Annotated in this window: 10 protein-coding genes; 2 read left to right on the top strand and 8 right to left on the bottom strand. The window is 52.9% G+C overall.

Annotation, left to right across the window (positions count from 1 at the left end):
• Window positions 1-174: 174 nt before the first annotated feature.
• The gene (locus ACLJXE_RS04360) at window positions 175-1,902 is read right to left on the bottom strand and encodes an AsmA family protein (RefSeq protein WP_410750181.1); all 1,728 of its coding nucleotides are present in this window, start codon (window positions 1,900-1,902) and stop codon (window positions 175-177) included.
• Between the two features lie 121 nt (window positions 1,903-2,023).
• Window positions 2,024-3,415, bottom strand: coding sequence for a xanthine/proton symporter XanP (gene xanP, locus ACLJXE_RS04355; protein ID WP_271442013.1), 1,392 nt, complete (start codon window positions 3,413-3,415; stop codon window positions 2,024-2,026).
• 228 nt (window positions 3,416-3,643) lie between these two features.
• Between xanP and gltS the strand changes: the two genes are divergently transcribed.
• On the top strand, window positions 3,644-4,849 hold the full coding sequence (gene gltS / locus ACLJXE_RS04350) for a sodium/glutamate symporter (protein WP_271442014.1): 1,206 nt from the start codon (window positions 3,644-3,646) through the stop codon (window positions 4,847-4,849).
• Window positions 4,850-4,889: 40 nt separating this feature from the next.
• Here the strand turns inward: gltS and recG are convergent, their stop codons facing one another.
• Genes recG through gmk form a run of 5 tightly spaced genes read right to left on the bottom strand, consistent with a single transcriptional unit; the run spans window position 4,890 to window position 10,756 of the window.
• Entirely contained in the window at window positions 4,890-6,971 is a 2,082-nt protein-coding gene (gene recG, locus ACLJXE_RS04345) for an ATP-dependent DNA helicase RecG (protein WP_410750180.1), read from the bottom strand.
• Window positions 6,972-6,976: 5 nt separating this feature from the next.
• Window positions 6,977-7,666, bottom strand: a complete 690-nt coding sequence (gene trmH / locus ACLJXE_RS04340; protein WP_137382117.1) for a tRNA (guanosine(18)-2'-O)-methyltransferase TrmH — start codon at window positions 7,664-7,666, stop codon at window positions 6,977-6,979.
• Between the two features lie 6 nt (window positions 7,667-7,672).
• Window positions 7,673-9,784, bottom strand: coding sequence for a bifunctional GTP diphosphokinase/guanosine-3',5'-bis pyrophosphate 3'-pyrophosphohydrolase (gene spoT, locus ACLJXE_RS04335; RefSeq protein ID WP_410750179.1), 2,112 nt, complete (start codon window positions 9,782-9,784; stop codon window positions 7,673-7,675).
• A gap of 18 nt (window positions 9,785-9,802) precedes the next feature.
• Window positions 9,803-10,078, bottom strand: a complete 276-nt coding sequence (gene rpoZ / locus ACLJXE_RS04330) for a DNA-directed RNA polymerase subunit omega (RefSeq protein ID WP_000135058.1) — start codon at window positions 10,076-10,078, stop codon at window positions 9,803-9,805.
• Window positions 10,079-10,132: 54 nt separating this feature from the next.
• Window positions 10,133-10,756, bottom strand: coding sequence for a guanylate kinase (gene gmk / locus ACLJXE_RS04325; RefSeq protein ID WP_137382115.1), 624 nt, complete (start codon window positions 10,754-10,756; stop codon window positions 10,133-10,135).
• Window positions 10,757-11,018: 262 nt separating this feature from the next.
• Between gmk and ligB the strand changes: the two genes are divergently transcribed.
• A complete protein-coding gene (ligB, locus tag ACLJXE_RS04320) occupies window positions 11,019-12,698 on the top strand; it encodes an NAD-dependent DNA ligase LigB (protein WP_410750178.1) in 1,680 nt (559 codons plus the stop codon).
• On the opposite strand, the gene ACLJXE_RS04315 is transcribed toward ligB, so the two are convergent.
• A complete protein-coding gene (locus ACLJXE_RS04315) occupies window positions 12,695-13,312 on the bottom strand; it encodes a trimeric intracellular cation channel family protein (protein ID WP_003024049.1) in 618 nt (205 codons plus the stop codon). The genes ligB and ACLJXE_RS04315 overlap by 4 nt on opposite strands.
• Window positions 13,313-13,486 lie beyond the last annotated feature (174 nt).

Genomic DNA, 13,486 nt, shown 5'->3' with positions numbered 1-13,486 from the left:
TAGGGTTTTTGTAATTATTAAATAAAGCTTCCAACACTTTTGTTATAACAACCCAGCTGGAAAATGAAAACCTGTTGCGGGAAATGGGTACAAATTATCGGTAAATGAACACCAGTTTCGTTTGAAGGGAAGCACTACTCCCGGATACGACGCATCCGGGAGTGAGGTGAAAGATTAAGGTGTGTCGGCGGAAACGGTTGTTGGTGTCACGGACGTCAATTCCTGGCCTGAAACCACTCCCCCACTCATCGTTTGCGTCACCTGCTGTTTATCAGCATTTACAGCATGTAGCTGGCCGCTGACTGTTGGCTTGAGTGGCGCATCAGCCTGGATATTACCGCTGGCCGTGAGCTGAATGTTACCGTCACCGGAAAGCGGCAGTGCTGGCCATCCCCACTGCTGCAGGATAGTCATTGGTACACCACGCCCGTTCAGGCTGACCTGCGCCTGGCGTTGTGGTAACTGCGAAATGCTGGCGGTCGCCTCCAGCAGCCCTTTTTCCGTATAGGCACTTAACTCGCTGATATTGATCGTGCTGCTGTTCGCGGCGAGGGCCAGAGAAGGTCGGCGCACGTCGGTACGGTTAAACGTCGCGGCTGCGGCATTGAGCGTGGCGCTACCACTCCAGATACCCCACTGATTATTTTGTACCAGTCCGAGATTGGCGCCATAACCGTCCAGTGCGGTGAGCTGCCATGGGAACACAGGATCGATATCGATAATCAGGTTACGGCTGGCGCTGAATTTTTTCAGCGTCAGGCTGTTTAGCCAGGAAGGCAGGGGTTTCATCCACCGTTGCTTCCAGTTTTCCGGCAGCGTGTATTCCAGCCCGGCAATGGCAACATCGTCGAGGACCAGCGCCTTGTTACTGCGCAACCAGTGACCGGATGTTCTAACCATACCGCCTTCCCAGCGAGTGGTGAACTGGCGTAGCGCAATGTCCTGCGGTGAGAATTCGGCATTCAGAATGGGATCGAAAAAGTGCAGTGAACCGTAGATAAACTCACTGGCGTTCATCGACAGCTTCCCTTCCTGAGTTTGCCAGTCGTCCTTGCTGAAGGTCATATTGCGCAAACTCAGATCAAGATCTGTTACCGCCCAGTCAGGACCTTGCAGACGTGCATCAGTCACCTCAAGACGACCAATTTGCAAGGACGGAATCGTGGTTAGTGGTGCGAAAAAATCGACCAGTGATTTATCACTTTGTAGTCGGATATCATTTAACCGCAGATTCTCCACGACCCAGCTACCATCAGCATTCCGCTGCGCAACGCCGGTTAACGCGCCGCGTGCGACATCTGCGCCAATGTTACTTAACGTCACACGGTCATGGTCAATGCTGCCTTCAATTAGCACGTTGGTGGTGGGAACGTCGTTAAGCGTTAATGAACTGGCGCTGAGCTGAATTTGCGCTTTGTTGCCGAGAATTTTACCCGCCTCAGGGTTCCAGGGAATAACGCCACCGTTCACGCGTTGCGCGCTCAGGTTCCACTCACTGCCGGGGCTATTTAATGCCATATCCTGTAGCTGCAGGCGATCGGCCTGGAACGGAAGCGGCGCAGTTTGTTGAGAAAGATTGAGCGTACCGTTTTGCAACAAGATGGTGTCAACGTGCAACGGGTCGGTGATCTGACGACTGCTCAGGCCAATATCAACCGTTTTTGCGACCAACGTGGCAGGCTGCCCATCACGACCAAAAGTGACATTTTTCAACAGAATATGGGATGGGGAGGAAAACCGGTGATCGATGGCATCAAAAGCCAGGTGGTAGCTGCTGTTCTCTGACACCCAGGCGCTGACATGCTCTGCACCCCAACGGGTTTGCAGTAGAAAATAAAGGCCGAGGATCGCCACTGCACAGGCGATCAGCACGTAAATAAGCAGCTTTCCAATAAATTTCATGGTCTTCCATCCCGCGAAGTGCACATAGTCAAGTTATGCACGATTTACGCGCAATCCTCAAGGCGGGAATGGTGAAAGAGCGTTACAGCGGCGTTGATTCTGAATCAACGCCGCATTTCGCTTACGCTTTCTCTGGCGGGAAAATCAGGTTCAGAACAATAGCGGTAATACCGCCAGCAGCAATGCCAGAAGAGAGCAGGTTTTTCACCCAGTCAGGCGCAAACTGCAGGATCAGCGGTTGCTGGGAGACGCCGAGGCCGACAGCCAGCGACAGTGCAATAATCAGAATGGCACGGCGGTTCAGCGGTTCACGTGACACGATACGTACCCCGGAGGCCGCGATAGTCCCGAACATCACCAGCGTTGCCCCGCCCAGAACAGGTTCAGGGATATGTTGTACAAAGCCACTGACTGCCGGGAACAGACCCAGTGCGATCAGCATCAGCGCCACCACAAAACCAACATAGCGGCTGGCAACGCCGGTTAACTGGATGACCCCGTTATTCTGACCGAAGCAGGAGTTCGGGAAGGTGTTGAACACGGCAGAAACAAACGAGTTCAGGCCGTTCGCCAGTACTCCACCTTTCAGACGTTTCATGTACAGCGGACCCGAGACCGGTTGTTCGGAGACATCGGAGGTGGCCGTAATATCACCGATGGTCTCCAGCGAGGTGATCATAAAGACCAGCATCAGCGGTAGCAGTAAGCTCCAGTCGATACCCAGACCGTAATACAGCGGCGTTGGTACCATGATCAGATCCTGACTTACCGGAGCGGTATTTTGCGGCAACATGCCCATAAACCAGGCCAGCAGGTAGCCCGCAGCCATGGCAATCACCAGTGACGCAACGCGCAGGTACGGGTTGCGCTGGCGATTAAGAATGATAATCAGCGCCAGCACGACACCCGCCAGCATCAGATTCTTCGGTGCGCCAAAGGTATTGTCGCTCATTGCGGCGTAACCGCCGCCAATCGATGTCAGACCCACCTGAATCAGTGACAGACCAATGATCATTACTACCACCCCTGAGACCAGCGGAGTAATAATACGACGTGCCAGATGCAGTACACGCGAGATAACCATCTCGGTGCAGCTTGCCAGCATCAGTGTGCCAAACAACGCCGCCATCATGGTTGGGATATCGGCGCCACCGGTTTTTAGCGCCGTACCGCCCATAATCAGCGGCGCAACAAAGTTAAAGCTGGTGCCCTGAATGGATAACAGCCCTGAACCCACCGGTCCCCAGGCTTTAATCTGAATGATAGAAGCTACGCCAGAAGCGAACAGCGACATACTGATAATGTGTTGAGTATCCTGAGCCGGTAAACCGAGCGCCTGGCAGATTAACAGAGCAGGCGTGATTACCGCGACGAACATGGCCAGCAGGTGCTGACAGGCGGCAAACAGGGTTTGGGCTAGCGGGGGGCGATCTTCAAGACGGTAAATCAGTTCACTGTTGTGAGTCTGCGCAACCGGTTGCGCATTGGTCGACTCTACGGCGTTAACGGACATCAGAGGCAATCCCATGGTGGAAAAGCGGTGATTTTATCTGACCAGGGCAGAAAAGCAAACGTTTGCGAGTAACTATTCTTAATATTTAAAACGGATAAACAAACATTTTTATATAACTTTTCATCATTTTCTGCTTAAAATCCACCCCGATAACTCATTAAGAGCTAAAAATCGACCTGGAATGAATCGTGCGTAGCAGAACTGCAAAGCGCACTAATGGAGCTGTATATGTTTTACCTCGATACATTATCAACACTGGTTGCTGCAACCCTGGTGTTGCTGCTGGGGCGTAAGCTCGTCCAGTCTGTCTCTTTCCTGAAAAAATATACGATTCCCGAACCTGTAGCAGGTGGATTGCTGGTGGCGATCGCGTTGCTGGTGCTGAAAAAAAGCATGGGCTGGGAGGTCAATTTTGATATGACGTTGCGCGATCCGCTGATGCTGGCGTTCTTCGCAACTATCGGCCTGAATGCCAATATTGCCAGCCTGCGCGCTGGCGGCCGCGTGGTGGGCATCTTTCTGATTGTGGTTGTTGGGCTGCTATTAATGCAGAACGCCATCGGTATCGGTATGGCAAGCCTGCTGGGTCTCGACCCGTTGATGGGCCTGATTGCCGGTTCGATAACGCTCTCTGGTGGGCACGGAACCGGAGCGGCGTGGAGCAAGCTGTTTATTGAACGCTATGGTTTCGCTAATGCAACTGAAGTGGCAATGGCATGCGCAACGTTCGGCCTGGTGCTGGGCGGTTTGATTGGTGGTCCTGTCGCGCGCTATCTGGTTAAACACTCCACGACTCCGGATGGTATGCCGGACGATCAGGCAGTACCGACTGCGTTTGAAAAGCCGGATGTTGGGCGCATGATCACCTCGCTGGTGCTGATTGAAACTATCGCGCTGATTGCTATCTGCCTGACGGTGGGCAAAATCGTTGCGCAAATGTTGGTGGGAACGGTGCTGGAACTGCCGACCTTCGTCTGCGTACTGTTTGTTGGTGTGATCCTGAGTAATGGTCTGGCGCTACTGGGCTTTTATCGGGTGTTTGAGCGTGCGGTTTCGGTGCTTGGTAACGTCAGCCTGTCGCTGTTCCTGGCAATGGCGTTAATGAGCCTCAAGCTATGGGAACTGGCTTCGCTGGCGCTGCCAATGTTGGCAATCCTTGTCGTACAGACCGTTTTCATGGCGCTGTATGCGATTTTCGTCACCTGGCGCCTGATGGGTAAGAACTACGATGCGGCGGTTCTGGCAGCCGGGCACTGTGGCTTTGGCCTCGGCGCAACGCCGACAGCGATTGCCAACATGCAGGCGATTACCGAACGTTTTGGCCCATCACATATGGCGTTTCTGGTGGTGCCGATGGTGGGGGCGTTCTTTATCGATATCGTCAACGCACTGGTGATTAAGCTGTATCTGCTGTTGCCGATTTTTGCGCAATAAAGGCCGTGCGGCGGTGTGATAACCGCCGCGATGAAGAGGGTTATGCGTTGGAGTAGCGTTCAGTTTCTGGCATCCAGCGCTCTATCAGCGCCACTGCCTGCTGTGGATAACGTTCGTGAATATGGCGGGCAATGCGCTGAACTTCCGGAATAATGGCCTGATCGCGCAGTAAATCCGCTACCTTAAATTCCGCCGTTCCGGTCTGGCGTGTACCCAACAGTTCACCGGGGCCGCGGATCTCCAAATCTTTTTGCGCAATAATGAATCCGTCGTTGCTGTCTCGCAGCACCTGCAGACGTTTTTGCGCTGTTTTTGACAGCGGTGATTTGTACAGCAGGACGCAGTGAGAAGCGACTGCACCGCGACCGACGCGGCCGCGCAGCTGGTGTAACTGCGCTAAGCCCAGACGCTCCGGGTTTTCAATAATCATCAGGCTGGCGTTTGGTACGTCTACACCGACTTCAATCACTGTAGTGGCGACCAGTAAATGCATTGCACCCTGTTTAAACGCAGCCATGACAGACAGCTTCTCGGCAGGTTTCATGCGCCCATGCACCAGGCCAATATTAAGCTCCGGCAGAGCGAGTTTAAGTTCTTCCCACGTGGCCTCTGCTGCCTGGGCCTCCAGTAAATCAGACTCTTCAATCAACGTGCAGACCCAATACGCCTGACGTCCTTCGTGCGTGCAGGCGTTACGCACACGGTCAATGATGTCGCTGCGCCGGGTATCCGGAATCGCGACGGTGGTGACCGGTGTACGCCCTGGAGGCAGTTCATCAATCACTGATGTGTCGAGATCGGCGTAGGCGGTCATCGCCAGCGTGCGCGGGATTGGTGTGGCGGTCATGATCAGCTGATGCGGGTGGAAACCCTGCTGCTGTCCTTTCTCCCACAGTGCCAGACGTTGGTGAACGCCGAAGCGGTGTTGTTCGTCGATGATAACCAGGGCCAGTCCATTGAACTGAACCTGTTCCTGGAAAATAGCATGAGTGCCGACAATCATCTGGACCTGGCCGCTGGCAATAGCTTCCTGCTGTGCCTGACGCGCTTTACCTTTTTGCTTGCCAGCCAGCCAGCCCACTTCAACACCCAGCGGTGCAAACCAGTTGCGGAAGTTATTTGCGTGCTGCTCAGCCAGTAGTTCGGTGGGGGCCATCAGCGCAACTTGCTTGCCATGTGCAATCGCCCGTAGAGCAGCAAGTGCTGCAACCAGCGTTTTCCCGGAACCAACATCACCCTGTACCAGTCGCATCATCGGGACATCCAGCGCCATGTCGCGTTCAATCTCGGCGGTTACCCGCGCCTGTGCGCCGGTTGGCTTAAAGGGGAGGGCTGCCAGCAGCTTATTTTTCAGCGTATCGTTCGCACTCAGCGGCTGGGCGTGAAAACGTTGGGCTCCGGCGCGTAACGCCAGCATGCTGAGGTTGTGTGCCAGCAGTTCTTCCAGAATCAAACGTCGCTGTGCCGGATGTTGTCCGGTTTCCAGATCGCTTAGCTGGAGTGACGGCGGTGGACGGTGCAGTGTGCGCAGGGCTTCTGGCAGGCTCATCATCCCTTGTAGTAATTCCGGTGGTAGCAGTTCGGCAATGGCGCAGGTATCAAGCAAATCCAGCGCCTGATCGGTTAGTTTACGCAGTGTTGCCTGCTTCACGCCTTCGGTTGTCGGGTAAACCGGAGTGAGCGTTTCCTGGAGTTCCGGCGTGCTGAGATCGCCCTGTACGCGATATTCCGGGTGGATCATCTCAGCGCCATATTTCCCACGTTTAGCTTCGCCATAGGCCAGTACCCGTCTTCCGGTAGCGAGGCTATTTTTCATCGCGGCGCTGAAATTGAAGAAGCGCATCGTCAGAATACCCGAGCCATCGCTTATCTGGCAGGTCATCATCCGGCGGCCACCGAAGGTAATATTGCAGTTCAACACTTCGCCTTCAACGGTGGCGTAGACGCCGGGTAAGAGTTCGCCAATTGGGTAAAGATGAGTACGATCTTCGTAGCGCAGAGGAAGGTGCAACAGGAGGTCCTGCACGGTGTGCAGGCCAATTTTAGCCAGTTTACTGCTTTGTGCTGCGCCAACGCCCGTCAGAGAGTTGAGTGGGATAGCATCCAGTAAACGGCCTTTCATCGTGTTTATCTCGCAGACTGCATAGTGGCCCACCACGTTGCATCGGCTTCAATTTCGCCCTGCGTATTCACGTGGGGATAGGGGAGTCCTTTGCGCTTCGCCACATTGGCCAGCACGGGATATCCCCCTTCAAACAGCAAACGTTGCTGCTCGTCTTCCGGCAGCATGCTGTTTTCTCGTTGGTACATCCCGGCGTTTTGCCGCTGGCGTTGTGCTTCGTACAGAATCAGCGCCGAGGCGACCGAGACATTCAGCGACTGCACCATACCAATCATCGGAATGATGATGTCCTGATCTGCCAAATCTAATGCTTCCTGGGTGATACCGGTTTTTTCCTGGCCCATCAGGATGCAGGTTGGCCGCGTGTAATCAATCTCGCGGAAATCGACAGCTTTGTCAGAGAGGTGAGTTGCCAGAATTTGCATGCCCTGGCTTTTTAACTGCGTGACGGCATCGCCGATAGTGCGGTGAGTTTTCACCTGCACCCAACTGTTGCTGCCCGCGGCAGAGGAGGCCATGGTACGCATACGACTACCCGGCCAGACGGCGTGGACTTCATGCACGCCGACGGCATCCGCGGTACGAATGATCGCAGAAACGTTATGAGGTTTGTGGACTTGCTCCATGCAGACAGTCAGATCAGGCTGACGCCGCGCGAGCATCTCGCGGATACGTGCATAACGCTGTTCATTCATAAAAGACTAGTTTCTGTTACGGGTGACTTTAATCACGTCCGGCATGACGCGGATTTTGCGCATAATGTTCGCCAGATGTACGCGATCGCGGGCAGTGAGGCGAATAAAGGCGCTGTAGACGCGGCCGTCTTTCTCTTCAGTATTCAGACTTTGAATATTGGAGGTGGTCGTGTTGATTGCCGCCGTCAGGTTTGCCAGAGCACCCTGGTGGTTAAACATATCCACCTTAATCTCAGTGATGAACTCCTGCTCGGTTTCCTTATCCCATTCAACCGCCATAAACTTCTCAGGCTCTTTCTGGTAGCCACGGATGTTACGGCAGGACTCATGGTGGATCACCAGACCTTTACCCGGACTGACGTGGGCAATGATTGGATCGCCCGGAATTGGACGACAACATTTCGCGAAGGTGATCAGCACGCCGTCTGCGCCTTTAATAGGCAGATGACCATGACCAGATTGTGCTGGAGTATTTGCCGACACCTCACCCTGCTGAAGGTTTTTCGCAACGACCACGCTCATGGCGTTACCCAGGCCGATTTCAGCTAACAGATCGTCAAGCGTGGCGAGCTTCATGCGCTCAAGCTCACGCTGGATGCTCTCTTGCGGGATCTCTGCCAGTTTACGGCTACCGCCTAAGGCATGGTTGAGCAGACGACGACCCAGACTGACGGAATCATCGCGCTTAAGGTTTTTCAGCAGTTGGCGAATTTTGGCGCGAGCTTTTGAACTGACCACAAAGTTGAGCCATGCCGCATTGGGGCGAGCGCCTGGCGCGGTAATGATTTCAACAGTTTGGCCACTGGAGAGCGGCTGCGAAAGTGGGTAAGGCTGCCTGTCTACGCGGGCACCAACGCAGGCGTGACCGATATCGGTATGCACAGCATAGGCGAAGTCGACAGGTGTTGCACCGGCAGGCAATTCGACAATCCGCCCTTCCGGTGTGAAAACATAAATCTCATCCGGGAAGAGATCAGATTTGACGCTTTCAATAAATTCAAATGAGCTACCGGCGCTTTGCTGCAGCTCCAGCAAGCTTTGCATCCAGCGTTGGGCGCGGATTTGTGCCGTAGTACTGGTTTCGCCGTGCTCTTTATACGCCCAGTGTGCTGCAACCCCCATCTCCGCCATCTGGTCCATGTCTTCAGTACGAATTTGTACTTCAACCGGGACACCGTGTGGGCCGATCATTGAGGTGTGCAAAGATTGATATCCGTTCGCTTTCGGAATGGCAATATAGTCTTTAACGCGACCAGGACGTGGTTTGTACAGGCTATGCATCTGGCCGAGTACGCGATAGCAGGTGTCGGAGTCATGAACAATAACGCGGAAAGCGTAGATATCCATGATCGAGTGAAAACGCTGCTCTTTGAGTACCATCTTGCAATAGATAGAGTACAGATGCTTTTCGCGTCCACTTACACGACACGGAATGCCAGCCTCCTGCAAACGCCCTTCGATTTCTGAGAGGATTTTTTGGATCATCTCTTTACGGTTGCCGCGAGCGGCTTTAACCACTTCTTTAATCACGCGATAGCGGTTCGGGTACAGCGCTTCAAACCCCAGCTCTTCCAGCTCGGTTTTTATATGATGAATACCTAAACGGTGTGCCAGCGGACTGTAGATTTCGAGTGTTTCACGGGCGATGCGGCGACGCTTATCCGGGCGTAATGAGCCCAGCGTGCGCATGTTGTGGGTACGGTCGGCAAGTTTGATGAGAATGACGCGGATATCCTGCACCATCGCCATAATCATCTTGCGAAAGTTTTCGGCCTGCGCCTCTTTCTTATCGCGAAACTTAAGCTTATCAAGCTTTGATACCCCTTCTACCAGTTCAGCAACACTTTTACCAAAAAGCTGTTCCATATCCTGGTAGGTGGCAGGGGTATCTTCAATCACGTCATGCAGCAGCGCAGCCATTAACGTTTCATAGTCGAGTTTCATCTCGGCCAGAATGCAGGCTACCGCTACCGGGTGCGTGATATAGGGTTCACCGCTTGAACGTGTTTGGCCCTCGTGAGCGTCACGTGCAACGAGATACGCCTGCCGAAGACGCTTAATCTGGTCTTCCGGCAGGTAATTTTGAATCAGTTGATTCAGGCTTTCAAACAGATACAAGGGCGACCCGCTTTGTGATTAACGACGACCTTCAGCAATAGCGGTAACGGCTTGTAATTCAGCGGCTTCCTGCTCTTGCTGTTCCTGGCGCTCACGTACGTCGAGGATCTGGTTGTTGATCAGACCTTCTTCGATTTCGCGCAGCGCGATTACGGTAGTTTTATCGTTTTCTTCCGGTACGAGCGGATCCTTTCCGCCTACCTGCATCTGACGAGCGCGACGCGCGGCGACCAGTACCAGGTCAAAACGGTTACCAATTTTCTCTACAGCGTCCTGAACAGTTACGCGTGCCATACTTAAAATGCTCCACAGGTGAAGAAATGACTGGGCATGATACTGAATGTGGGTTCAGTCTGCCAACAGTTTGCTGATTAAAGCGTCATGACGCTGCTTTTGGCGGCTCATGCGCAGACGTTCGGCGCGAATGATGGTTTTCAAATCGCCCAGGGCAGTATCGAAATCATCATTCACAATAAGATAATCATATTCGGCGTAATGGCTCATTTCTGCAACTGCTTGCGCCATACGTTTCGCGATGACCTCTTCACTATCCTGGCCGCGGCCGCGAAGACGGCGATCCAGCTCAATTTTAGAGGGCGGCAAAATAAAAATACTGCGCGCATGCGGCATTTTTTCACGAATTTGCTGCGCACCTTGCCAGTCGATATCTAAAAAGACATCTACGCCGGATGCTAATACTTGCTCAATGGTCTCACGCGAGGTGCCGTAATAATTGCCGAAAACCTCTGCGTGTTCCAGGAACGCATCTCTGCCAATCATGGTTCTGAATTCATCATGGTTCACAAAGAAATAGTGTTCACCATGCACTTCCCCCGGGCGCGGTGCGCGCGTGGTATGTGAAACAGAAACCTGGGTGTCATACAACGGTTGGGTCTTTAATAAAGCCTGAATCAGGCTGGATTTACCCGCCCCACTGGGGGCAGAAACAATATAAAGCGTGCCTTGAGCCATGAGTATCTTAATGTATGTGATTGTCGAAAGAGAGCCTACATACGGGCTTATTATACACGTAGCCGCTTTGCTACGTAGCCTTTGTCACACTTTTTGCGCATGTTTATTGCGTTTTGCGTACCAGTTTCCTGTTTTACTGGGGGTTTGCTGCAAAAAGTGAAAATGCCCAGGAAAGCTGCTCGCATGATGAATTTTTGCCGCTCTGTTTTGATGTGTCTTTGCGCTATACCTGCCGGGAAACGCATTTTCAGGCGGAGGTGGTATGGGGTTATGGAAAAGCATTGTGCTGGTGTTGCTGTTCTGCTATTTGCGGGCCGGGGCCGCGTGTCCCACCTGGTCTGCGGATCGGGCAAACGAGGAAATGTCGCGACTACAACAGCAGATAACGCAATGGAATGATAGTTATTGGAAGCAGGGTGTGAGTGCCGTAGATGACGGTATTTATGATCAGTTGAATGCGCAACTACGCCAGTGGCAACGCTGTTTCGGAGGTGATTCACCGACAGACCTGTCTGCGCCACCGATAAACGGCTCAATATTGCACCCTGTACCTCATACGGGGGTTCGTAAGCTGGCAGATAAGCAAGCGGTGCAGCAATGGATGCAGACGCGTAGCGATCTCTGGGTGCAACCAAAGGTAGACGGTGTTGCGGTAACGTTGGTTTATCGGGATGGCAATCTGATTAAGGCGATTAGCCGTGGTAACGGCCTCAAAGGTGAAGACTGGACGGATAAGGTTCTCCAGATGCCTTCGGTACCGCGGACTGTCCGAGGACTGCTTGCGAACAGCACGCTGCAGGGGGAGATTTTTTTGCAGCTGGATGGGCATATCCAGCAAAAGAAAGGCGGTGTGAATGCCCGTTCTAAGGTTGCCGGTATGATGATGCGGCAGAACACGCCGGAGTTATTACGCTCTCTGAACATATTTATTTGGGCCTGGCCTGATGGTCCTGTGGAGATGACGGAAAGACTACGGCAACTCACTGATGCGGGGTTCAGCCTCACTCAACGCTATACGCAGTCGGTGGCAAATGCGGATCAGGTTGAGCATGCCCGCGCCAGATGGTGGACTTCGGCATTGCCTTTCGTGACGGATGGGGTGGTGGTTCGCGCAGAAAAAGAGCCGCAAGCACGGCATTGGTTTCCTGGGCAGGGAGACTGGCTGGCGGCATGGAAATACCCCCCAGTTTCCCGGGTATCTGAAGTAACAGGTATTCAGTTCTCTGTTGGTAAGAGTGGAAAAATTGCCGTTGTTGCTGTGTTGGCACCCTTCATGCTGGATGATAAACGGGTACAGCGCGTCAATGTTGGATCTGTACGACGCTGGAATGAATGGGACATTGCGCCTGGCGATCACATTCTGGTGAGTCTGGCCGGACAAGGTATTCCCCGCATTGATGAGGTTGTCTGGCGTAGTACCCAGCGCATTAAACCAATACCACCTGATGGGCACTTTAATTCACTGACCTGTTTTTATGCCGCGCCCGAGTGTTACGAGCAGTTTGTGGCCAGGCTGATCTGGGTTGGGGCAAAAGAGGTGCTGGATCTGCAGGGGATAGGTGAGGCGGGATGGCGGGAGTTGCATCAGGTATATCGCTTTGAGCACATTTTTTCCTGGCTCGGATTAACCCAGGAACAGTTACGATCCACATTTGGGATAAGCAAAGGGGAGAGGCTGTGGCATCAGTTTAATCAGTCTCGTCGTCTTCCCTTCAACCGCTGGGTTGGTGCGATGGGCATACCGTTAACCCAGGACACAGTGAATGCCAGCGGTGATAGCGCCTGGCAGCAACTACAACAACGCGATGAAAAAGATTGGCGACAGCTTCCGTCTATGGGTGAGCGGCGGGCCCGGCTGGTGATGCAATGGCTGAAAAACAGGGAGGTAATAGCGCTGAGCAACTGGTTAGCTGCTCAGCGTATCGCGGGTTTTATGCCTTAATGGCCTTCATGGCGATAATAAAATACCGGTAGTCCCAACTTCAGGCGAAGTGCCAGTAAACGTGCTGTAAAGCCGAACAGTAGGGTAGATATAACCACAACATCATGGCTGGAGACATAATGTTGTAGCACGATGTAAAGCACGGCAGCGGCAAATGACACGCCGGCATAAAGTTCTTTCTGGAAGACGAGTGGAATACGTTTGCAGAACATATCGCGTAATACACCGCCAAAGACACCGGTGGTAACCGCTGCAACCACGGCAATAATTGGCCCGTGTCCCATATCCAGTGCAACCTGTGCACCGATAATAGAAAAGACCACCAGGCCCAGCGCATCCAGTACGAGGAAGATTTTACGCAGGTAGGGCATCACGGGAGCAATAATCGTTGTCAGTACCGCGGCAGTGGCTACGATAATGACATATTCAGGGTGTTTCACCCAGCCGAGCGGATAGTGGCCGAGAAGAATGTCGCGAACTGATCCACCGCCAATGGCTGTCGCGGTGGCAATAATAATGACGCCAAATGTATCCATACGACGACGACCTGCCGCAAGCGCACCCGTCATGGCTTCAGCAGTGATACCAATTAAATATAAAACGTGTAACAGCATGTCTTCCCCCTGATTTGCTGGGGGCTAAGGTTAACGATTTGTGCGCACTGTCACGATTGAGATTTTCTAAGGCGAAGTGATTTTAATAACTACAGCTAATGCTGGCTTGATGAAAATGCCATATGGCATGCGCTTCATTATATTATTGATGGTGATAAATGATGAGAAAATATA

The sequence above is a fragment of the Citrobacter sp. U14242 genome, from assembly GCF_046555775.1.
Classification (GTDB): Bacteria; Pseudomonadota; Gammaproteobacteria; order Enterobacterales; family Enterobacteriaceae; genus Citrobacter.
The sequence above is the reverse complement of the archived record's forward strand: the minus strand, read 5'-3'. Positions and strand labels throughout refer to the sequence as shown.

What these genes read in the sequence shown, in the direction of transcription:
- xanP (WP_271442013.1), bottom strand. Translation starts at nt 3,415, where the DNA reads ATGTCCGTTAACGCCGTAGAGTCGACCAATGCGCAACCGGTTGCGCAG.
- recG (WP_410750180.1), bottom strand. Translation starts at nt 6,971, where the DNA reads ATGAAAGGCCGTTTACTGGATGCTATCCCACTCAACTCTCTGACGGGC.
- rpoZ (WP_000135058.1), bottom strand. Translation starts at nt 10,078, where the DNA reads ATGGCACGCGTAACTGTTCAGGACGCTGTAGAGAAAATTGGTAACCGT.
- gmk (WP_137382115.1), bottom strand. Translation starts at nt 10,756, where the DNA reads ATGGCTCAAGGCACGCTTTATATTGTTTCTGCCCCCAGTGGGGCGGGT.
- ligB (WP_410750178.1), top strand. Translation starts at nt 11,019, where the DNA reads ATGGGGTTATGGAAAAGCATTGTGCTGGTGTTGCTGTTCTGCTATTTG.
- trmH (WP_137382117.1), bottom strand. Translation starts at nt 7,666, where the DNA reads ATGAATGAACAGCGTTATGCACGTATCCGCGAGATGCTCGCGCGGCGT.
- gltS (WP_271442014.1), top strand. Translation starts at nt 3,644, where the DNA reads ATGTTTTACCTCGATACATTATCAACACTGGTTGCTGCAACCCTGGTG.
- ACLJXE_RS04360 (WP_410750181.1), bottom strand. Translation starts at nt 1,902, where the DNA reads ATGAAATTTATTGGAAAGCTGCTTATTTACGTGCTGATCGCCTGTGCA.
- ACLJXE_RS04315 (WP_003024049.1), bottom strand. Translation starts at nt 13,312, where the DNA reads ATGCTGTTACACGTTTTATATTTAATTGGTATCACTGCTGAAGCCATG.